The organism is Paraburkholderia caribensis (assembly GCF_002902945.1).
Lineage (GTDB): Bacteria > Pseudomonadota > Gammaproteobacteria > Burkholderiales > Burkholderiaceae > Paraburkholderia > Paraburkholderia caribensis.
Genome location: NZ_CP026102.1, coordinates 2,089,933 through 2,111,504, shown reverse-complemented (window position 1 = coordinate 2,111,504; position 21,572 = coordinate 2,089,933). Strand labels below are relative to the sequence as shown.

At 61.5% G+C, this 21,572-nt stretch carries 20 protein-coding genes; 7 read left to right on the top strand and 13 right to left on the bottom strand.

Annotated features, from left to right (window positions below):
* Positions 1-31: 31 nt before the first annotated feature.
* Positions 32-910, bottom strand: a complete 879-nt coding sequence (locus tag C2L66_RS26055) for a LysR substrate-binding domain-containing protein (RefSeq protein WP_054933813.1) — start codon at positions 908-910, stop codon at positions 32-34.
* A gap of 124 nt (positions 911-1,034) precedes the next feature.
* Here C2L66_RS26055 and C2L66_RS26050 point away from each other — a divergent pair, with 124 nt between their 5' ends.
* Positions 1,035-2,555: an MFS transporter gene (locus C2L66_RS26050; RefSeq protein WP_060605601.1), complete on the top strand. Its 1,521-nt coding sequence runs from the start codon at positions 1,035-1,037 to the stop codon at positions 2,553-2,555.
* Positions 2,556-2,634: 79 nt separating this feature from the next.
* The gene (locus tag C2L66_RS26045; protein WP_060605604.1) at positions 2,635-4,050 is read left to right on the top strand and encodes an aminotransferase-like domain-containing protein; all 1,416 of its coding nucleotides are present in this window, start codon (positions 2,635-2,637) and stop codon (positions 4,048-4,050) included.
* A 16-nt stretch (positions 4,051-4,066) separates the two neighbouring features.
* Here the strand turns inward: C2L66_RS26045 and C2L66_RS26040 are convergent, their stop codons facing one another.
* Entirely contained in the window at positions 4,067-4,255 is a 189-nt protein-coding gene (locus C2L66_RS26040; RefSeq protein ID WP_007745548.1) for a DUF2970 domain-containing protein, read from the bottom strand.
* 268 nt (positions 4,256-4,523) lie between these two features.
* Between C2L66_RS26040 and C2L66_RS26035 the strand changes: the two genes are divergently transcribed.
* Entirely contained in the window at positions 4,524-4,991 is a 468-nt protein-coding gene (locus tag C2L66_RS26035; protein ID WP_054933816.1) for a PRC-barrel domain-containing protein, read from the top strand.
* A gap of 81 nt (positions 4,992-5,072) precedes the next feature.
* Here the strand turns inward: C2L66_RS26035 and C2L66_RS26030 are convergent, their stop codons facing one another.
* Both C2L66_RS26030 and C2L66_RS26025 read right to left on the bottom strand, forming a co-directional pair.
* Positions 5,073-5,969 carry a fructose bisphosphate aldolase gene (locus tag C2L66_RS26030; protein ID WP_060605607.1) on the bottom strand — a complete coding sequence of 299 codons (897 nt, stop codon included), beginning with the start codon at positions 5,967-5,969 and terminating at the stop codon, positions 5,073-5,075.
* Positions 5,970-6,149: 180 nt separating this feature from the next.
* Positions 6,150-6,560, bottom strand: coding sequence for a PPC domain-containing DNA-binding protein (locus tag C2L66_RS26025; RefSeq protein ID WP_060605609.1), 411 nt, complete (start codon positions 6,558-6,560; stop codon positions 6,150-6,152).
* Between the two features lie 176 nt (positions 6,561-6,736).
* On the opposite strand from C2L66_RS26025, the gene C2L66_RS26020 reads away from it, so the two are divergent.
* The 4 genes from C2L66_RS26020 to C2L66_RS26005 all read left to right on the top strand — a co-directional run bounded on the left by C2L66_RS26020 (position 6,737) and on the right by C2L66_RS26005 (position 10,048).
* The gene (locus C2L66_RS26020) at positions 6,737-7,291 is read left to right on the top strand and encodes an SRPBCC family protein (RefSeq protein WP_060605612.1); all 555 of its coding nucleotides are present in this window, start codon (positions 6,737-6,739) and stop codon (positions 7,289-7,291) included.
* Between the two features lie 447 nt (positions 7,292-7,738).
* Positions 7,739-8,008, top strand: a complete 270-nt coding sequence (locus C2L66_RS26015) for a DUF1488 family protein (protein WP_035996740.1) — start codon at positions 7,739-7,741, stop codon at positions 8,006-8,008.
* A 216-nt stretch (positions 8,009-8,224) separates the two neighbouring features.
* Complete coding sequence (locus C2L66_RS26010) at positions 8,225-8,515, top strand: hypothetical protein (protein WP_060605615.1); 291 nt, start codon at positions 8,225-8,227, stop codon at positions 8,513-8,515.
* Positions 8,516-8,599: 84 nt separating this feature from the next.
* Positions 8,600-10,048, top strand: coding sequence for an MFS transporter (locus C2L66_RS26005; RefSeq protein ID WP_054933821.1), 1,449 nt, complete (start codon positions 8,600-8,602; stop codon positions 10,046-10,048).
* An 86-nt stretch (positions 10,049-10,134) separates the two neighbouring features.
* Here C2L66_RS26005 and C2L66_RS26000 read toward each other — a convergent pair whose 3' ends face one another.
* From C2L66_RS26000 to C2L66_RS25960, 9 genes are all read right to left on the bottom strand, one after another.
* Positions 10,135-11,145, bottom strand: a complete 1,011-nt coding sequence (locus C2L66_RS26000) for a DUF2891 domain-containing protein (protein WP_060605617.1) — start codon at positions 11,143-11,145, stop codon at positions 10,135-10,137.
* A gap of 130 nt (positions 11,146-11,275) precedes the next feature.
* Complete coding sequence (locus tag C2L66_RS25995) at positions 11,276-12,580, bottom strand: NAD(P)/FAD-dependent oxidoreductase (RefSeq protein WP_060605620.1); 1,305 nt, start codon at positions 12,578-12,580, stop codon at positions 11,276-11,278.
* Complete coding sequence (locus C2L66_RS25990) at positions 12,580-13,875, bottom strand: NAD(P)/FAD-dependent oxidoreductase (protein WP_060605623.1); 1,296 nt, start codon at positions 13,873-13,875, stop codon at positions 12,580-12,582. The genes C2L66_RS25995 and C2L66_RS25990 overlap by 1 nt, the downstream gene beginning before the upstream one ends.
* 185 nt (positions 13,876-14,060) lie before the next feature.
* A complete protein-coding gene (locus tag C2L66_RS25985) occupies positions 14,061-15,632 on the bottom strand; it encodes a DUF3138 family protein (RefSeq protein ID WP_054933825.1) in 1,572 nt (523 codons plus the stop codon).
* 38 nt (positions 15,633-15,670) lie between these two features.
* Positions 15,671-16,582, bottom strand: coding sequence for an ABC transporter permease subunit (locus tag C2L66_RS25980; protein WP_060605626.1), 912 nt, complete (start codon positions 16,580-16,582; stop codon positions 15,671-15,673).
* The gene (locus C2L66_RS25975) at positions 16,579-17,556 is read right to left on the bottom strand and encodes an ABC transporter permease subunit (RefSeq protein WP_060605630.1); all 978 of its coding nucleotides are present in this window, start codon (positions 17,554-17,556) and stop codon (positions 16,579-16,581) included. The genes C2L66_RS25980 and C2L66_RS25975 overlap by 4 nt, the downstream gene beginning before the upstream one ends.
* Entirely contained in the window at positions 17,553-18,698 is a 1,146-nt protein-coding gene (locus C2L66_RS25970) for an ABC transporter ATP-binding protein (RefSeq protein WP_233445040.1), read from the bottom strand. Before C2L66_RS25970 ends, C2L66_RS25975 begins: the two co-directional genes overlap by 4 nt.
* Before the next feature lie 222 nt (positions 18,699-18,920).
* Positions 18,921-20,042: a polyamine ABC transporter substrate-binding protein gene (locus C2L66_RS25965; RefSeq protein ID WP_054933828.1), complete on the bottom strand. Its 1,122-nt coding sequence runs from the start codon at positions 20,040-20,042 to the stop codon at positions 18,921-18,923.
* An 89-nt stretch (positions 20,043-20,131) separates the two neighbouring features.
* Positions 20,132-21,568 (bottom strand): aspartate aminotransferase family protein, encoded by a 1,437-nt coding sequence (locus tag C2L66_RS25960; protein WP_060605636.1) that lies wholly within the window; start codon positions 21,566-21,568, stop codon positions 20,132-20,134.
* Positions 21,569-21,572 lie beyond the last annotated feature (4 nt).

Below are 21,572 nucleotides of genomic sequence, written 5' to 3'. Positions count from 1 at the left end.
ATAGGCCGTGAAAGGCGCAAAAGCCGGGAAACTACTGATCCGGCGCGCCCGTCATCTGCGCGATGAGCTTTTTCGTCGCGGGCGATTGTTCGAATTTGCGGAAAACGGCCGCAACCTCGGATGCGATCGGCTCGCCTGCCAGCGTTTTGAAGACGACATTGGGGAGATTGACGACCCGCGTCAGCACATTTGGCACGATGGCGACGCCTACGCCGACGGAAACCTGGGTCAGCACGGCCAGCAGCGTGCCGGGCGCGCTGACGATGCGCGGGTTGAACCGGCCGCGCCGGGCGACTTCCCGCGTGCCCCGTTCCTGCTCCGGCACGACGAAACTCTCGCCCGCCAGCGCGCGCGCCTTGATCGGCCCTGCGGCAGCCGCCAGCGGATGCTCTGCAGGCAGCGCCGCGCAAAACGCGTCGCGTACCAGCACGTGCGCGCGCAGCGACGGCGGCAGATCCACTGGCAACCGCACGAACGCGACGTCGACGCGGCCTTCCTCCAGCAGTGCGGGCAGTTCGCCCATCGGGTACTCGGCGGCTTGCACCAGCACGTGCGGCCTGGCTTTACGGAACGCGCGCAATTGCTTCTGCAAGATGCCCGAAAAAGCCGCCGAGCCGACATAGCCGATATGAATACGCCCCAGCTCGCCGCGCCCGGCGCGCTGGCCGACATGCAACGCCCGCTCGAACTGCGCGACGGTCTCGCGTGCTTCGGCGAGAAACGCTTCGCCGGCGGGCGTCAGCACAACCGAGCGCCGCGTGCGGCGAAACAGCTGTGCCTGCAACGCGCGCTCCATCTCCTGAATCTGCACAGTGAGCGTAGGCGGCGCGATGCCGAGTGCTTCTGCGGCCTGCGCGAAATGCAGTCGCTCGGCGACGGCGATGAAATAACGCAGATGCCTCAGCTCCATAACGCGACCATTCCCTGTATTAGGTAAAACCTAATTATATTGAACACGATGGGCAATGAACGGAATAGAGAAAGCTGGTGGAATACAGCCTTCCTTTCCGCAAGTTCTCCGCCGGGTCCGTCCGATGAGTTCGATTACCGCCTCCCGTTCCGTCTCTCGCGGCACGCCGCTGCTGCTCATCGCCTCGATGGGTTGCGCGATGACGGTGCTCGACACCAACGTGGTCGGCATCGTTCTGCCCACTATCGCGCGAGATCTCAACGCTTCTTTTGCCGATATCGAATGGGTGATCAGTGCGTATGTGTTGTGCTTCGCGGCGCTGCTTTTGCCCGCCGGCTCGCTTGCTGACCGCTTCGGGCGCAAGCGCGTATTTCTGACGGGCATAGCGCTGTTCGCGGCCGCGTCGCTCGCCTGCGGCCTTGCGCCGACGGCCGGGCTGCTGTATATCGCGCGAGCTGCGCAAGGCGTCGGCGCGGCCTTCCTGCTCGCACCGGCGCTCGCCATCATCGGCCACGCGTTTCATGACGAGCGCGAACGCGCGCGCGCCTGGGCGGTGTGGGGCGGCATCATGGGGCTGACGATGGTCCTCTCGCCGCTGATCGGCGGTGTGATCAGCGCGTGGCTCGGCTGGCGCTGGGCATTCGCGATCAACGTGCCGATCTGCGCGCTGCTGGCGACGGGCGTCGTGCGGATCGTCGACGAATCGCGCGATCCGACGCCGCGATCGCTCGATCTGCCCGGTATCGCGCTGTTCGCCGCGGCGATGTTCTCGCTGACGTGGGCGCTGATTCTTGGACCTGAGCGCGGATGGCTGAGCATGCAGGCGCTGTCCCGCGCGTGTGCCGGCGTGATCCTTTTCGCGTTGTTCGTGTGGGTGGAGAGCAGGCGCGCACATCCGATGCTCGATCTGGCGCTGTTCCGCTCGCTGCCGTTCGTCGGCGCGATCGTCGCGATGTTTGCTTACGCGTCGTCGGCGCAGGTCATGGCTTCGCTATTGCCGTTGTTTTTGCAAAACGCGCGTGGAGAAAGCGCGCTGCTCGCGGGCGCGGGCATGCTGCCGTTCGCGCTGGCGATGCTGATCTTGCCTCAGCTAGGTCGCAAGCTCGCGGCGTTCCTGGACTCGCGCCAGATTCTCACGCTCGGTCTTGCGGTGGTGGCATGCGGCAATCTCGCGATGATGGTCGCCGCACGCAGCGCCAGTCACGCATGGTTGATCGGCGCGATGGCGTTGCTCGGCAGCGGCGGTGGCCTGCTGAACGGCGAGACGCAGAAGGCAATCATGGGCACGGTGCCGCGCGAGCGCGCGGGCATGGCGTCCGGCATCAGCACGACCTCGCGCTTCACGGGCATTCTGCTCGGCTTCTCGGGGCTGGGTGCCGTGCTGGCAGAAGGCGTGCGTTCCGCGCTGACGGCGCAGATGACACAGGCGCATGTACCCGTCATGCAAGGTTTTATCGAGCGCGTGATGGCGGGAGACTTCTCGCGTGCGTTCGCGCTTTATCCGCCGGCATCGTTGGATGTACTCGTTCATATCGCACGGTCGAGTTATGGCGAAGGCTTTGCGCGCGCGTTTGCGGGCGCATCGATCGTGGCGGCCTTGTCTGCGGCGATCGTATTCGTGTCGATGCGGAACAGGAAGTGTTGATGTCAGTTGATTGCGCAGGCGTGTACCGATTAGTATAAAAAGCTCCGTGCCATGAGCGTGCCGCCACGCGCAATTTTCAATGAACCGATATGAAGCACTCGCCAACACGATGGCGGCCGAAATACGCTCGGGCAGTCTTGCTGTCGGCGCGCGCATGCCTTCGCTGCGGCAGGTCATTGCGCAGCATGGCGTGAGTCAATCGACGGCGTTTCGTGCGTACTATCTGCTGGAGGAGTGGGGCCTCATTCGCGCGCAGGAGCGCTCCGGCTATTATGTCGCGCCGGGCGCAGCCGTTCGCGACACGCGGGAAGCGACCGCGAAGCGCGCTCTCGCCGAGTCCGCGAAGGTCGATATCAGCGAACTGGTCTTCAGCGTGCTCGAAGCGGCAAAGCATACGGGTGTCGTACCGCTGGGCTCGGCGTTTCCTTCACCGATGCTGTTTCCGCTACAACGTCTTTCCAAATCGCTGGCCCAAACGTCGCGGACAATGAACCCGTGGAGCACCGTCGTCGATTTGCCTCCGGGCAACGAGGCTTTGCGCCAGCAGATTGCGCTGCGCTATCTCGGCATGGGACTGTCGCAACCGCTCGATGAGATCGTTGTCACGAATGGCGCGCTCGAAGCACTGAATCTTTGCCTGATGGCCGTGACGCGTCCCGGCGATGTCGTGGCCGTCGAATCGCCCGGCTTCTATGCGGCGCTTCAGGCTATCGAGCGACTCGATCTGCGCGCAGTTGAAATACCCGTCGATCCGCGCACTGGCCTCGACCTGGACGCGCTTGCGCAAGCGCTGGAGAAGCAGCCCATTCGCGCATGCTGGTTCATGACGAACTACCAGAACCCGACGGGCGCGACGATGCCGGTGGAAAAGAAAAAGGCGCTCGTCGAACTGCTCGCGCGGCACGACGTGCCGCTAATCGAAGACGACGTATATGGCGAACTGCATTTTCAGGCGGATTATCCATTGCCCGCCATTGCCTTCGACCGGAAAGGACTCGTGATGCATTGCAGTTCTTTCTCGAAGACGCTCGCGCCGGGATACCGGATTGGCTGGGCGGCGGCCGGGAAGTTTGCGGAGAAAGTACAGCGGGCCAAATTGATGACGACATTATCGGCGAGCATTCCCGTGCAGGCGGGTATCGCCGACTATCTTCAGCATGGCGGATACGACCGGCATCTGCGAAAACTTCGTGCTGCGTTGCGCGCGCAACTCGATGCCATGAATCTCGCGCTGCGCCGCGCGATGCCGAAAGGCGTGACGTGGACGTGTCCTTCAGGCGGCTATTTCGTGTGGCTCGAATTGCCCGGGCACGTCGATGCATTGGCGCTGCACAGGCAGGCGATCGAACAGGGCGTGAGCGTGGCGCCTGGGCCGATCTTTTCCGCGTCGCGCAACTTTCGGAACTGCGTGCGGCTGAACTTCGGGCATCCATGGAATGCCGATATCGAACGCGCCGTGCATGTGCTTGGCGGGTTGATCGCACAAGCCACTTGAGCGGACAGCGCGAGCGTCAATGCGCGATCGTGACGGCGATTCGGGCGAACGCAAAGAGAAGCCCGCCGAAGCACAGCGCGAGCACGACGGCCATCACGGGCAGCAACGGCAGCTTGACGGTAGCAAGATCGGCTTCGTGCGCAGCGCCACGCCGCACGCCGAAGAAACTCCACAGCACCATGCGCATCATGTTCAGCAAGCCCATTTCAGTTCTCCCGCCAGTTGCGTAAGTCACGCGTTTTCACGGGTCTATCGTAGGCGGGCGAGGGCATTGGCATAAGAAGCAGTTGACTGCTTTTTCTGCGTAGCAGCGGTGCGGCAGGCTGTCGCACCGGATATCGCTGTCGGGAAATATGACCTGCGGCTGGTTCAACCAGGTAAAGTTTTCAATCGACTCCATCCGCCGCTTTCCTTGTCAGATGCAGGAACGCCTATTGCGCGCCTTCATGCGCTCACTTTCATAGGAGGCAAATATGGGCTCGATCAATCCGCAAACGCGCAGAACAGGTGGTGCCGATATTGTCGGCGGCGGCGTCGGCGAAGGTCCGGGACCGGAGGTGATGGCAGCCTCGACGCTCGACGGAACGAAGGTGTATTCGTCAGATGGAGAACATGTCGGCAAGATTTCCGACATCATGCTCGACGTGCGCAGCGGACGCATTGCGTATGCCGTGCTGTCCGAAGGTGGCTTTCTCGGCATGGGCGCCACGCTGCACGCCATTCCGTGGAGCGCCCTGACGCTCGACACCGATCAGAAGTGCTTTCACGTCGATATCAGCGCGCAGATGCTGAAAGACGAACCGGGCTTCGACAAGGATCACTGGCCGAGCATGGCCGATCCCACATGGGGCGAATCGCTGCATACGTATTACAACCGCGACCCATACTGGAACTCGCGCCGCGACTACGTCGACCCCGACGTGCCGCCAACCGCGCATTGAAGCGAGGCGTTAAGGCTTGCCATGCGCGCTAATGCGAAGCCGCGCATACCCATCTATGCGCGGCTTCGCTGCACATGCCATTCAGACCTTGACGGCCGAAGCGTCGTAAATCTCGTCGATGGCTTCAGCCAGCTTCGCGTTGAATTCGCTGTCGCTCATCTGTTTTTTCAGGTCATTGATGAGCGCGCGCGAAAAGCTCGCGATCATGCCGTGATTCTTTGCGAGCAGCTTGCACGCTTCGGTGCGCGTATAACCGCCCGATAGCGCCACAACGCGCAATACCCGTGGATGATCGATCAGCGGCTTGTAGAAATCGGCGACGTCGGGAATGGTCAGCTTGAGCATCACCTGTTTGTCGGCGGGCAGTGCGTCGAGGCCTTTGATGATCTCGTCGCGCAGCGTCTTCTCGGCGCCCGCTTTATCGGGTGTCTTGATCGACACCTCGGGTTCGAGGATCGGCATGAGGCCAGCCGCGTCGATCTGCGCACCGTACTCGAATTGTTGCTTGACGACGGCGGCAATACCCGCAGGCGAGTTCTGCTCGATGACGGAGCGCATCTTGGTGCCGAAGATGCAGAGTTTGCCGGCGCGCGCGAGCAATGCGTCGAGTCCGGGGATCGGCTTCATCAGACGCACGCCGTCGCTTTCCGCTTCGAGTCCCTTGTCGACCTTGAGGAACGGCACGACGCCGCGGTCTTCCCAGAGAAACGAAGGCACCGGCTTGCCTTGCGCCTGCCCGTCCATCGTGGCTTCGAAGAGAATGGCCGCGATGACCTTGTCGCCCGAGAATGCGGGCGCGGTGATGATACGCACGCGCATTTCGTGGATCAGTTTGAACATTTCGGCGTCGCCGTTATAGGCGTTGTCTTCGATGCCATACTGCCGTAATGCGCCAGGCGTGGAGCCGCCGCTCTGGTCGAGCGCGGCGATGAAACCCGCCTTATCAGAAATCTGCGCCAACATTTTTTCATTTGCCACGGACGTTTCCCTCCTTGAACAACTGATGAGTGACCATGTGTTTCCGACCCGACAAGTGTAAGGCATTGCGGCGCACGCTCCTACATGGCGGGAAAGGCGGCCAGTCGAACAGACAAGCGAAGAACGTTCCAGCTGCGCTGGCGGAGTTCGTTTCGGGTGCGGCGCTGCCGCCACGACTCGCTACGGCTCGCTGCGTGGCCGGCCGCGGATGAACAACTCCATGAAACCCGTGTGCGGATCGGCTTCGCGCGAGAACGCATGATCGGGCAGCAACGCGAGCAGAATTTCAACGGTAGTTCGTACGACGCAGCCGCGCGCCACATGCCCGCCGAACACTCGCCCGTCGGCGTCGGAAACCGACATGTGCAGATGCGCGCCGTCTGGCGCAACGGAACCGGCGAGCGTCAGGATTTCCAGGTCGCCGCACAGTTCAGTCGGCCGGTCGATTCCGGCGTATCGCAACTGCGCGACGCTCAAGCTGCCGATACCCTGAACCACGAACGCGGCTGTCGCGCCGAGCCGGCGCACCGTGTCTTCCAGGGCGTCGCGAAGATCCTGGCCGGGGCGCAGGCGAAGAGGATGAGCTTGCATCAGTGGTCTTCCATGGGTCGTTGCGACATCTCGGCGGCGCGCGTCGATCCTCATTGGCGCGGTCACGCCGCTAACATACAGTACCAGTAAGAACGGCGGACAGGCCGCAATCCCGTGCGCGGCTGCGAAGCCAACACCCTCATCATTCGGACCGCGTCCGTACGGCGGGAACTGCGATGAAAGCGCTACTGCGAGCAGTCGTCATGGTGGCCTGCGTGGCGGCCGTGATCGGCGTGCTGTTCATTCCGCTGCCGCGCGCATTCAACCTGTCGACGCGCATCGTCACCGTCATGCCGATCGAACGGGACAGTTCGACTGTGTTCGACTACGTGACGACGCCCGCGCATTGGCCTGCGTGGCATCCGTCTTCGCTTTCCGTGACGGGCGCGACGGATCATTCGCTCGGTATCGGCGAGCGGACCACGGAAGAATTTCGCGTCGCCGGGCGGCGCGGGGAGGTCGTGTGGACGGTGGTCGAACGCAAACGCCCGGAGAAATGGACGATCGACGGCACGATCCAGGGCCGCCCAGCCGGCACGGTCAGCTACGCGCTGACGGCTGAGGCGAACCGCAAAGACGGCAAGGACGTCACGCAGTTCGAGCGCACATTCACGTACCGTTCGCCGACACTCTGGTTCGCGCTGCTGAACGCGGCATTGCTGCGCGCGAAGATTCAGGCCGAGTCGGACGAAGCCGTCGACCGGCTCAAGGAGATCCTCGAAAAGTCATAGCGTAAGTCGTCACGCGAGGTTCTGCGATCACATGGATTCTCTATGAGATGCAACGTGACATATGGCGCAAACGATTGCGATGTATGCTTGACGAAGCGCGCAGGCGTTAAGCTTATTCGCTCGTGCGCAAAGTTTTCGTCAGACGGAAACGCTGCCATACGCGTCGTGCAAGCGCACGCGAAACTGCGAGACGAAGCGGCTGTCTGACAGCAAGGTCGACTGCACGATGGCCTTCAAAATGCGAACATGTCGCACGTTTTTTTATCGGCACTGTTGTGCAGGCCGCGCTCACCGGCCGTACAAACGTTTGCATCGGCAGGCTTCAAGGGTTCGCCCGAACTGATCGATGCGGAATGGAGTGAGATAGTTTGTATGCGGGAATAGGGGTGGCGGCTTCATGAAAGCAACACGAAACACAGGTATATCGCAGTTCACGAGAGGCTGAACATGGAACAGTCCTTAAGCAACTTCGCCCTTTCGACCAACGGCCAGGCCGTGACTTTCGATATCGTCGTGCAAAAGCGCGCGATAGGCTGCGCGATTACGCGCGATGCGCTCGAGCAGCACTTCTGGCTGGAGCGCGGAGCAGACGAGTCGCACCTCACAAAGGCGTTCGGCAACGGCCAGCGCCGCATCGCCGCCGTCGCCGAGCGCAAGGCGCTCGCGAAGGGCGCGACGCATGTGTTGATTACCGCAGACGATTTCGAATACCGCTAAAGACCGCCTGCTTTTAGCTTTACCGTGCGCCGCCGCGCATGAGCCTCTGACCACGTAAAATCGCGTGCGCTGCGCGAGAGCCGCGCACATCAGCTGCTTGGCTCGGGCTTCTCGCCACGGGCCTGTCATCTTTCCGCCCCGTTCACCTTTGTGCCCGCCGCACGCCTTCTGGCTTGCGGCGTCCATTGCACGGCATGTCCGTCATGCACAGCAAGGGTGCACTGCAATCCGTTCAGCCGTGCCTGTGCGTCGCGGCACGCGAGCGAGATTCGCATCGATCGCGCATTTTCATGCGGTTCGATCCGCATCGCGATGCCGGCCAACGTGACGCTCGATTGCCGACATCTGCATTGTGCGGATCATTCGGCGATTGCGGCACTGGAAGCACTGCACGCGCGCTATGCAAAGCTCGGCAAACGCCTGCGCCTGACCGATCTCCCGGTGCGTAACTGGCGTCTGTTGCAGCGGGCCGATGCTGGTGTGGTGATGCGGCAGGAAGGCAACTGACGCCTGCCTGCCGATGCGCGGCTACAATGCGAGCCTGGCCTGCACCCGAAGTCGCGGCAGGCCTTCGACACAGGAGACAGAACAATGACAACGCAAGACCAGGCGGGCATCCCGCAGCCTGGGGCCACGCAGACGAGTGCGCCCGCATCGTCGCATTCCGCCGTCGACGCCGGCACCATCAGCGCGCGGCTCGACCGCTTGCCCGCGACGCGCTCGGTATGGAAGCTCGTCGTGATGCTGAGTCTCGGCTTTTTCTTCGAGCTTTACGATCTGCTCTATACGGGCTACGTCGCGCCCGGCATCGTCAGGAGCGGCATCCTCACATCGACCACGCAAGGCCTGTTCGGCACGACGGGGATCGCGAGCTTCATCGCGACGCTGTTTCTCGGGCTCTTCATCGGCACGATTGCGTGCGGCTTTCTTGCGGACCGCTTCGGCCGCCGCGCGATCTTCACGTATTCGCTGCTGTGGTACACGGTCGCCAACGTCATCATGGCGTTTCAGGAAACAGCCACCGGGCTCAACTTCTGGCGCTTCATGGCGGGCCTTGGAATCGGCGTCGAACTGGTGACGATTGGCACCTACATCTCGGAGCTGGTCCCGAAGCACATTCGCGGCCGCGCATTCGCGTGCGAACAGGCAGTGGGCTTCATGGCCGTGCCTGTCGTCGCGTTTCTCGCCTGGCTGCTGGTGCCGCGCGCGCCGCTCGGGCTCGATGGCTGGCGCTGGGTCGTGCTGATCGGCGCGCACGGCGCGCTGTTCGTCTGGTGGATTCGGCGCAATCTGCCCGAGAGCCCGCGTTGGCTCGCGCAACAAGGGCGCGTCGATGAAGCGGACCGCGTGATGCGCGCGCTCGAAGCGAAGGTCGAGGCCGAGTACGGTAAACCGCTGCCGCCGGCTGCGCCGCCCGTTCCCGTGCCGCCGAGCGGACGCTTCGGCGACATGTGGGTGCCGCCTTATCGCAGCCGCACGCTGATGCTGAGCATCTTCAACATCTTCCAGACAGTCGGCTTTTATGGCTTTGCGAACTGGGTGCCGACGCTGCTGATCAAGCAGGGCATTACCGTGACGACGAGCCTTGCCTATTCGAGCGTGATCGCGCTCGCGGCACCCGTGGGTCCCATCATCGGGCTTTTCATTGCGGACAAGTACGAACGCAAGAGCGTGATCGTCGCGATGGCGGCGCTCATCATCGTGTGCGGACTGTGGTTCAGTCAGACGACGGCGGCCGCGCTGCTGATCTGTCTCGGCGTCGGGCTGACGCTGGGCAGCAATATCATGTCGTACAGCTATCACGCCTATCAGGCAGAGCTGTTCCCGACCAGCATCCGTGCGCGTGCAGTGGGCTTCGTCTATTCATGGAGCCGCTTCTCGGCGATTTTCACGGCGTTCTTTATTGCGTCAGTACTCAAGTACTTCGGATCGACAGGCGTGTTCGTGTTCATCGCGGGCGCGATGGCGATCGTGATGCTGGTGATCGGCGTGATGGGGCCGCGCACGCGCGGCGTTGCACTCGAAGAGATCTCGCACTGATCGGCAACACGCGTCTGTTGCTGCATTAAAAAAGCAATGGCCGGTGTCTTCACAGACACTGGCCATTTTCTATGACGCTACGGGCGTTATGCCTCCAGCGCGAGCGTAGCAAACGTGGCGAGCCAGTGCTCGCCCATGTAGTCGCCCGCTACGTGTTGCAACGCGGTTTCGAGATGAAGTTCGGCGGCTTCGAAGAGCGCGGCGCGGCGCGGATCGTCGTTCGACAGCGCGCGCGCCAGCGAGCGCTGGCACCACGCGCGGCTCAGGTTCAGCCCGTCGAGATGCGCGATCTTGCCGTCGCTGCGATCCGTGACGGTGGCGGGGGCGAACAGCGTCGCGGGTCGACGTTGCGCGAGATCGGGCAGGAAGCGCTCGAACCATCCGGCGAATTCAGCAGGCGGCAGCACGCGGCGCATCAACTCCGCTTCCATCAGCGACGGCGACAGGAACTCGTCGCCCGACGGCTCCCACGCCTGGCATCCGGCGTCGTTCAGGTACCAGCCTTTCGCCGTATCGACGACGAGGCGCGCGAGCGAATCGCGCTGCGTGCGATGCGCGAAGTCGAGCGTAAGCGCCAGCGCGAATGCAGTGTTGAAATGCGTGCCGACCCGCAGCGGATACGTCGCCTTTGGCAGAAATTCTTCGAAGCGTTCGACGAAAGCCGCTGTCAGCGGCTCGATGGTTTGTGCCCAGCGCTCGGCTTGCGGCAGTTTCAACGATGCGACCTGACCCGACAGCGCAAGCAGCCACGCCCAACCATACGGGCGCTCGAAGCCGCGGTTATGCGGCAGGTCGAGATAGGCGCGCTCACCTGCGATGTTCTGCGCGGTGAAATGCTCGTCGACGACGGCGACGATGCGCGGCGCTTCCGGCAACTCCGGAAAGCGTTCGACCAGATGCAACAGCAACCAGTAGCCGTGCACGCACGAGTGCCAGTCATAGCTGCCGTAAAAGATGGGATGAAGTTCGCGCGGGCCTTGCACGTCCTGCGGCCCGGCCAGCGAATGCGTGAGCTTGTTCGGATACTCGCGCGTGAGGTGAGCCAGCGCGAGGCCCGCGAATTTCGATGCGATTTCAGAAGTGAGTACGGCAGTCATCGACGCCTCGTCGTAACGGGTTGTGGGTTACGGTAAGCCTTGAATGCGGGTGTGTCGCATCGAGGGTGAGGTGCACATTCTGCCTTTACTGAACCCGGTCTGTCATGTGCAAGCCGTGTTGCAATGCGATTCAGAACAGCTCGCGTATCCGGTGATAGAGCATCCCCAGTTCCAGCGCCGGTCCGCGCAGCGCCGGGCCGCCCGGAAAGCGCGCGTGCCTGATGCGCCCGAACAGATCGAGCGCGGCCGTGTCACCCGAGATTGCCTTTGCAATGACGCGCCCCGCAATGCCCGTCAGCGCCACGCCATGACCCGAAAAGCCTTGCACATAGAAGTAGTTCGGATCGATCGCGCCGAAATCGGGCGCGCGATTGCGCGTGATATCGACGAAGCCGCCCCACGCAAATTCGATTTTTGTATCCGCGAGTTGCGGAAAGACGGCGAGCATGCGCTGGCGGATATCGCCTGTCAGTTGCGCGGGCGAAGCGCCCGTCGAACTCGCGCGTCCGCCGAACAGCACGCGATGATCCGCCGACACGCGAAAGTAGTCGAGAAAAAAGTTGTTGTCGCAGATGGCGGGCCGATTCCTGATCAATGCATCCGCGCGTGATTTGCCGAGCGATTCCGTCGCGACAATGTACGACGCAATGGGCGCGATGCGTGCGGCGATCGCTGTGGGCAAGACATTGCCGAGTGTGGCGTTGCCGCATGCGGCGACGAAGCGGCAGCGCACTTCGCCCGTCGCGGTGCGTACCACAGGCCGTGCGCCGCGCACGACTTCGAGCACGGGCGACTGCGCGAAGAGTTGCGCGCCTTCGCGGCGCGCGGCATCGGCGAGTCCGAGGCAATACTTGAGCGGATGCAGATGTCCGGATAACGCGTCGTGGACGCCTGCCAGATAGCGTTCCGAGGCGATGCGATCGCGCATGTCGCCGGCATCGACCCACGACAGATGCGGATAACCCCAGCGGTTCGTCGCCGCGTCCATCCATGCACGCAGATCGGGGACACGTTTCGCTTTGGTCGCGACCGTCATGAAGCCCGGGGTGAAATCGCATTCGATTCCATAGCGCTCGATTCTCTCGTGCACCAGCTTGACGGCATCGACGGACAACGCCCACGCAGCGCGCGCGCCTTCGAGGCCGAGTTGCTTTTCGACGATCTCGTCTTTTGCAAAACCGGCGAGCACCTGTCCGCCGTTGCGTCCCGACGCACCCCAGCCGGGGCGATGCGCATCGAGAACGACGACCGAGAGCCCGCGCGCGCGGCATTCGAGCGCCACCGACAAGCCCGAGAACCCGGCACCGATCACGCAGACGTCGGCTTCGAGGGAGCCTTGCAGCATTGGATCGTCCGTGAGCGGGCGCGACACGGTGGCTTCGTAGTACGAGTTGCGGATCAGCGCATCCGCGCGGCGGTCGAGTGTTTCCGTCATCAGAGCCAGTCCTTCATTCGATACCAGGTCATTGCAAGCACGAGTGCGGGTGTGCGCAGCAGTGCGCCGCCGGGAAAGTCGCGATGGCGGATTTTACCGAACAGATCGAATCGCGACGCCTGGCCATGGATGGCTTCCGCGATCAGCTTGCCTGCGAGTCCGGTCGTATTGACGCCGTGTCCCGAGAAGCCTTGCGCGAAGTAGACGGTCGGCGCGAGCCTGCCGAAATGCGGTGCGCGGTTCATCGTGATGTCGACGAAGCCGCCCCATGCATAGTCCACTTTGACATCGGCGAGTTGCGGGAAAGTTTTTAGCATGTCGCGGCGCATGGCTTCGCCGAGATTGCGCGGCGCGAAAGTCGAGTAGCTGACTTTGCCGCCCCAGAGCAGACGGTTGTCGGGTGCAGGGCGGAAGTAGTCGAGCACGAAGCGGCTATCGCAGACGGCGGCGCGCGCGGGCATGAGCGCGGCGGCGCGGGCCGGGTCGAGCGGTTCCGTGGCGATGACGTAGGTGCCGACGGGCATGATCTTTCGCGATACCTGGGGTGCTAGCGCGCCCAGCCATGTATTGCAGGCTAGCACTACGTATTTGGCGCGCACCGTTCCTTGCGCGGTTTCGATCAGATGGGTGCTGTTTTCTTTGCGTAGTGTCTTGACGCAACTGTTTTCGTAGATGCGGACGCCATTTTCGGCGGCTGCGCGGGCCAGGCCGAGTGTGTAGTTGAGGGGATGCAGGTGGCCGCTGTCCGGGTCGAAAAGGCCGCCGAGATAGCGGGATGATTGCACGTACTGATCCAAATGGGCGCGTTCGATGTATCGATACCGGTCGTGGTTGAAGCGCCTTTTTGCGTTATCACGCCAGGTGCGTAGTGCGTCTACATGTTTTTGCTTGTTGGCGGCTGTGAGGTAGCCCATCGTCAGATCGCAGTCGATGCGGTGCTTCGCTACGCGGTCTTTCACTATGTCCAGCGTTTCCAAACCCATTTGCCAGATGCGGTGGACGTCGCTCTCGGGCATGTACTTCGCGAACGTGTCTATTTCGCAGGCGAAACCGCCTATTAGCTGGCCACCGTTTCGGCCGCTTGCTGCCCAGCCGACTTTTGATGCTTCTAGCACCGCTACCGTGTGGCCGCGTTCGGCGAGGTTCAATGCGGTTGAGATGCCGGTCAGGCCGGCGCCTATTACGCAGACGTCGACTGTGATGGTTTCATCCAGTGCTGGATGGCGGGTCTGGTCGTTTGTGGTTGCTGCGTACCACGATGCTACGTGAGGTTGGGAGGTGAGGTTTTCTGGCATGGGCGGAAGTTGTTGGGCCGGTGTGTTTTGCTTTCTCGGCGGTTTTTGCCTTGGTGGTTTATGTGTTGCGGTTGGTTTGGTTTTCTGGGGCTTTTACGCTGGCATCCGCGATGCGTTAGCTCGCTAACGAATCGCGGATGCCAGAGCGAGCAGAGGCACACCGCAGCTGCCAGCAACGCGACCCCTCAGAATGAGTAAATAAACTGCGTAGCCAGCAAATCATTCGACTTGCTATAAGACCCATCATTCCGCAGGAACACCTTCTGATTAGCCCAGTCATGACGATATTCCACCTTGACGGTAATCTGCTGCGTCGGGAAGAACAACAGATCCAGCGCGACATCCTGACGGTTAGCCCCCTTGCACTCAAACCCAAGGCCACCATTGGCCTGCGAATTAGCGAGACAATCAGCACCGATACCAAAACCGTTATTCACATCCATACCATTGGAATTCAAGGCAATCCCACCACCGCCACCACCATTCTTGCTATTGACGAGCAAGTCATACCGCACAGTCGCACCCATGCGACCCACCACCGGCATATTGAACTTCCGATGCGCGAGCAATGACAAACCATACCACTGCGCCTGGCCGCCATTGAACGCCGCGTTCTGCTGCTGCCCATAATCGAGTTCAGCGTTGTACTGCACATCCGCCAGCGTATAAGTCGCGTCGACTTCGCCAAAGAAGAAAGTCCCGCCCGAGCTGGGCGCCTGACCGCCCACGCCATAACTGACATTGCCCGTCACCGGATCGACGGCACTCGGCAGCGTCTGACGTCCAATATTGAACGACCCGCCAATATCGAGCGCACTGGACCACGTATAGTCGGCGCGCGCAGTAAACGTCGGAATCTTGTTGCTCGTCGTGATCGGATCGCCCAGTGCATTCGTGCCCGTCTGCGTGACGGCACCATACGTGCGGTACTGTTCATTGCCGACAAAGAACTTCCAGGCCCAGTTGCCCGCGGTATAGTTCGCGCCGACACCCACATAGCTGCCCGGATCGGAGAAGTCATACAGCAGGTTGTGCGTGAGCGTCAGCATCTGGTTCGACTGCTGCACTTCATAGCCGCCAAAGCTCGGAATCAAACCCGCAACGAACGTCGTCGACCCCGTCAGCGGCACATTGACGACGGCCGTGTTCAGGATGTTGTTGCCAATGTCGCCGTGCGAGTTCTGCAGCAGCGTGATGCCGTTGCCACGGTTCGGCATCAACGTGATTTCCGCCGACGGCGCCATCGGCCCGACACCAAATGTCTTCTTGATGTCGAGATACAGATCGCCGAACGTGCTGTTGTAGTAGTTGTACGCGCTCTCGTGATTCGCAAACAGGAACGATGACGAACTCTGCGCGCGGTTATAGATGTACGTCGGGTCGATATAACCCGTCACCGAAAGACCTGCGATCGGCCCCGTCTGCGCCGCGTCTTCCAGCGAATCGACCTTCAACTGCTGATTCGCGATCTGCTGCCTGATCGTGGTCAGGTCGTCGTTGCTGATGTTGGCAGGCGCCCGGCCGTAATCGGGCGACGTGATATCGACAGGAGCCGCTGCCAACGCGGGCGTAGCGGCCGTGCCCACAGCAGGCTTCGCGGCAGGCGCGGTGGCCACCTGCGCGCGCAATTCCTTCACTTCCTTTTGCAACGCGTTCAGTTGCTGCTGAAGCGCCTTGATCTGTGCGCTGGTCGAGTCCGCAAAAGCGGCACCCGGCAGAGCCCCCGCTACCAGTAGACAGATAAGTTTCTTTCTCATGCAATTTTCTCCTTGTTTGTCGTATTGCGAAGAACTTCTTATGCGTTGGCCGTATCGAGCGTGTTGGTCGCCACGGCAGGGCGTGTGGTTGTCGAAGGGGCATCGGCGGCGTCGGCTATTGCGAACGCCATCTGCATGTCGCGAGTGCGCTTGCGGTCGCGCATCAACATCCATTGATTGACGACGATCACGCCGATCGTCACGGCCGTGATGAAGAGCGTGGCAAGTGCATTCATTTCCGGGTTCAGGCCAAGGCGCACGCGCGAGAACACCACCAGCGGCAGCGTCGTCGAGCCCGGGCCGGACAGGAATGCGGACAGCACGAGATCGTCGATGGAAAGCGTGAACGACAGCAGCCAGCCGGACAGCAAGGCCTGCGAGATCAGCGGCAGCGTGATGACGAAGAACACCTTGAACGGTGTCGCGCCGAGATCGAGTGCCGCTTCTTCGAGAGACCGGTTCAGTTCCTTGATGCGTGACTGCACGATGATTGCGACGTACGAAACACACAGCATCACGTGGCCGATCCACATCGTCAGCACGCCGCGTCCCTTGGGCCAGCCGATCATCTGTTCCAGCGCGACGAAGAGCAGCAGTAGCGATATGCCCTGAATCACTTCGGGAATCACCAGCGGCGCGTTGATCATGCCGGCGAAGAACGTGAAGCCGCGAAAGCGCCCAAAGCGCGCCAGCACGAAACCCGCCCACGTGCCGATCACGACGGACGCGCACGCCGTCATCAAGCCGATCTTCAGCGACAGCCACGCGGCCGTGAGCAGTTCGTCGTCATGCAGCAGCGCCCCATACCACTTCAGCGAGAAGCCGGACCAGACGGTGACGAGCTTCGATTCGTTGAACGAGAACACGACAAGGCTGATGATCGGAATGTAGAGAAAGAGAAATCCGAGCGTCAGCACCGTGGCGGACAAAGGCTTGTTCGGCTTGATCATTTCGCACCCTCCAGTTCCTTGACCTGGTAGTACTGGAATACGGCCATCGGCACGAGCAACAGCAGCACCATCGCCACGGTCACGGCGGACGCCATCGGCCAGTCCATGTCGTTGAAGAACTCATCCCACATCACGCGGCCGATCATCAGCGTGTCCGCGCCGCCGAGCAGTTCCGGTATCACGTATTCGCCGACAGCGGGAATGAACACGAGTAGCGACCCCGCGATAATCCCGTTCTTCGACAGCGGCAACGTGATGCGTGTGAACGCCGTCCACGGTTTTGCGCCGAGGTCGTAGGCGGCCTCGAGCAGGGTCAGGTCCATCTTCACGAGATGCGCATACAGCGGCATCACCATGAACGGCAAGTACGAATAGACCATGCCGATATAGACGCCGATATCCGTGTGATAGAGGCGAAAGGGCGTGTGAATCAGGCCGAGCGCGATCAGCGTGTGATTGAGCAGGCCGTCGTCTTTCAGAATGCCGATCCACGCGTACACGCGGATCAGAAACGACGTCCAGAACGGCAGCATCACGCCCATCATCAGCAGGTTGCGCGTAGCGGGTGCCGAACGCGCGATGTAGTACGCGATCGGATAGCCGATCAACAGGCAGCAGAGGGTCGAGACGGCGGCCATCTTCAGCGAACTGAGATACGTTGCGACGTCTAGGCTGTCCTGCAACAGGAACGCGTAATGGCTCAGTTGCAGCGCGAAATGCACCATGCCGTCCTTCACGCTGACGAGTTCCGTATAAGGCGGAATGCCAAGGCGCAAATCGGCAAAACTGATCTTCAGCACCAGCACGAAAGGCAGCGCGAAGAACACCGCGAGCCAGATGAAGGGAATGCCGATCACGGTGCTGCGGCCCGAAGGGAGCAGCTTCGCGAGGCGCTGCTTGAACGATGCGAGCGCGGGGCTCGCATTCGGGGCGGCGCGCAGTTGCGCCGCGGAGGTTTGGGCGGGATTTCTCATTGCGTCAGCACCACGCCGCTCGAAGGCGACCAGGAGACGAACACGTCGTCTTGATAGACGGGCGCACCTTCGCTCATCAGGTGCGAACTGGAGAGATTCGACATGACGGTCTTGCCGCTCGGCAGGCGCACGTGATACAGCGAATAGCTGCCCATGTACGCGACATCCGTCACGACGCCGCGCGCCCAGTTGTGCGCGGCACCGGGCTTCTCGCGCGTCACGCGCACGCGCTCGGGGCGCACCGAAATGCCGACGGGCATGCCGAGTGGCCCCGTTACGCCGTGGCTCACATACATGCGCGCTTCGAGATCCTCGCTTTCGACAAAGATGTGATCGGGTTCGTCCTCGACGACGACACCTTCGAACAGATTGGTCGAGCCGATGAACTCGGCGGAAAAGCGGCTATTCGGAAACTCGTAGACCTGCGTCGGCGAGCCGATCTGCACGATGCGGCCTTCGCTCATCACGGCGAGGCGGCTCGCCATCGTCATCGCTTCTTCCTGATCGTGCGTGACCATCACACAGGTGACGTCGACTCTCTCGATGATGTTCACGAGTTCGAGTTGAGTCTTCTGGCGGATCTTCTTGTCGAGCGCGGACATCGGCTCGTCGAGCAGCAACAGCTTCGGGCGCTTGACGAGCGAGCGCGCCAGCGCGACGCGCTGCTGCTGCCCGCCCGATAGCTGATGCGGCTTGCGCTTTGCGTACTTCGACATCTGCACGAGATTCAACGCATCGGCGACGCGCTCCCTGATCTCGTTCTTCGGCGTGCCCTCCTGCTTAAGGCCGAACGCGACATTCGACTCGACCGTCATATGCGGAAAGAGTGCATACGACTGGAACATCATGTTGACGGGGCGGCGATAGGGCGGCAAGGCCGCGAGATCTTCGCCGTCGACATAGATCTTGCCGGACGTAGCCGTCTCCAGGCCCGCCAGCATCCGCAACAGCGTGGACTTGCCGCAGCCCGAACTGCCGAGCAGCGCGAACAGTTCATTCTTCGCGATGCTCAGGTTGACGTTGTCGACAGCCGTACTGTCGCCGAACTTCTTCACGACGTTTTCGATGCGAACGAATTGATCTGTCTTCTCTTTCGTCATCGCGGGCTGCGTGGCCGCATTCGCTGCTTGCGTGGTGTGCATCGTATTCATATGTGACCGTTCTTTGCGGATCGCAGGCACGAACGGGCCCTGGCGAGGCGCGGGAAGCGCTCGCAGGTGTCGTGCTGCAATCGGGGAAACACGGGGCTGCGCGCAAGACGCAGACTGACTGCGCTACTGCTCTACGAAGAGGGATCGAGCGATCCCTGTTCGTCTCATTCAGTTCCCTTTCATGTCCCTGAAAACCGGTGTTGAACTACAGCTTCAATGACCGGTTTTCAGTTGTGCCCAAAGGCGGTTTTCGAGCCGCAGAATATCCGTCGGCATCGGTTTCATCAGCGTCATCTTTGCGATCACGTCGTCGGCCGGATAGACCGTCTGATCCTGCGCGACAGCCGGGGTGACGAACTGGCGCGCGGCGCGATTGGCGGTGGGGTAGAACACTTCGTTGGTAATGGCTGCATTGTTCTTCGCGTCCGAAATGAAGTTGATCCACTTCATCGCGGCTTCGGGATGCGGTGCGTCTTTCGGCACGACCATCACGTCGAACCACAGCAGCCCGCCTTCCTTCACGTTCGAGAACTTGACTTCGTATGAGCGCTTCGCTTCCTGCGTGCGGCGCCGCGCGATGCCGACGTCGCCGGACCAGCCGACCACCACGCAAACGTCGTTATTCGCGAGGTCGTTGATATAGCCCGACGAGTTGAACTGGGTGATGTACGGGCGGACTTTCTTCAGCACTTCGTACGCCGCCTGGTAGTCGCCGGGGTTCGTGCTGTTCGGGTCCTTGTGCATGTATTGCAGCGTCGCGGCGAATACGTCGACGGCCTGATCGAGGAACGACACGCCGCAGCTCTTGAGCTTCGACATGTTGGCGGGATCGAACACGAGCGCCCAGCTGTCAACAGGCGCATTCGGGCCCAGCACTTTCTGCACGGCCTGCACGTTGTAGCCGATGCCGTCCGTGCCGTATGCCCACGGCACGCCGTACTGGTTACCCGGGTCCGCGTCGGAAATCATCTTCATCAAGGTCGGGTCGAGATTCTTCAGATTCGGCATCTGCGATTTGTCGAGCTTCTGATAGACGCCGGCCTGAATCTGTTTGGCCATATAGTTCGACGTCGGCACCACGATGTCATAGCCGGAACTGCCGGCAAGCAGTTTGGCCTGCAACGTGTCGTCGCTGTCGTAGTTGTCGTACTTGACCTTGATGCCCGTCTGTTTCTCGAAGTTTGGAATCGTGTCTTTCGCGATGTAGTCGGACCAGTTATAGACGTTCAGTTCGGTATCGGCCGCCTGCGCTGCCGTTCCCGACAGTGCGGCAATGCCCGTCACGACTACCAGCGCGGCCCCCGCGACCGCATGACGAAGATGACAAACGCTCATGTTGATTTCCCTTGGAGGTAAAAGTCTGGCGTGAGCGTGTGTCGCGTTGTCGATGCGTCACGGCGCCCGCGCCGGTGGTCTGACTGCCGTTACGAAAGCCCTAGCTGTTGTGCGGTTGCGTCGATGGCTCTTTTCGCCTTCGCGACGATTTCGTCGATCTCGCTCTTCGTGACGACGAGCGGCGGCGAGAGCAGCATGCGGTCGCCCGTGGCGCGCATGATCAGATTGCCGTTGAAGCAGAAGTCGCGGCAGATCGTGCCGACATCGCCGCCATTCTCGAAGCGCTGTCTGGTCTTCGGGTTTTGCGCGAGCTGGATGCCCGCGACAAGTCCCGCGCCCGCCACTTCACCGACAATAGGATGGTTCGCGAACGTCTCGCGCAGCGACCGCTGGAAATACGGCCCCGTTTCGCTCTTCACGCGCTCGACGATCTTTTCGTCGCGCAACAGCCTCAGGTTCGCGACGGCCACGGCGGCGGCGACGGGGTGGCCGGAATACGTGAGTCCGTGATTGAACTCGCCGTTCTCGATGATCGCCTCGGCAATGCGGTCGTGCAGGCCGACGGCGCCCATCGGGATGTAGCCGCTCGTCAAGCCCTTCGCCATGGTGATGAGGTCGGGTTCGAAGCCGAAATGCTGATGCGCGAACCATTCGCCCGTGCGTCCGAAGCCGCCGATCACTTCATCGGCGACCAGCAGCACGTCGTACTTGCGGCAGATGCGCTGGATTTCCGGCCAGTAGGTAGAAGGCGGAAAGATCACGCCGCCCGCTCCCTGGAAAGGCTCACCGATAAACGCAGCAACGTTCTCAGCCCCAAGCTCGAGAATCTCCGTTTCGAGCTGACGCGCGCGTTCGAGGCCGAATTCCTCCGGCGTCATGTCGCCGCCTTCACCGAACCAGTACGGCTGATCGATATGCACGATGTGCTCTACCTGCGAAGGCATCTGCTCGTGCATATAGCCCATGCCGCCGAGCGTGCCGCCCGCGATCGTCGAACCGTGATAGCCGTTCTTGCGCGAAATGACGAACTTCTTCAGTTTCTTGCCTTGCGTCGCCCAATACTGATGAACGATGCGCAGCACCGTATCGTTGCCTTCCGAGCCGCTATTGCAGTAGAAGAAGTGATTGAACGGCGCGGGCGTCAATTCGGCGAGCAAGGCCGACAGTTCAATGATGGGCGGGTGCGTGGTCTTGAAGAACGTGTTGTAGAAGGGGAGTTCCTGCAACTGCCTGTACGCCGCGTCCGCGAGTTCTTTGCGGCCATAGCCGACGTTGACGCACCACAGTCCCGCCATGCCGTCGATGATCTTGTTGCCATCGGAGTCCCACAGATAGACGCCTTCTGCCTTGACGATCACGCGGCTGCCCGCACGATTGAGCGCGCCCATATCGGAGAACGGATGAATATGATGCGCGGCATCGAGCGCGCGGTATTCAGCCGTGCTGCGCTGCTGTTGCGAAGCACTCGCCTTCGCGGCCGGTTGCGCGGACTGCACGTAAGCGACTTCTTCTGTTCTGTAACTCATGTTG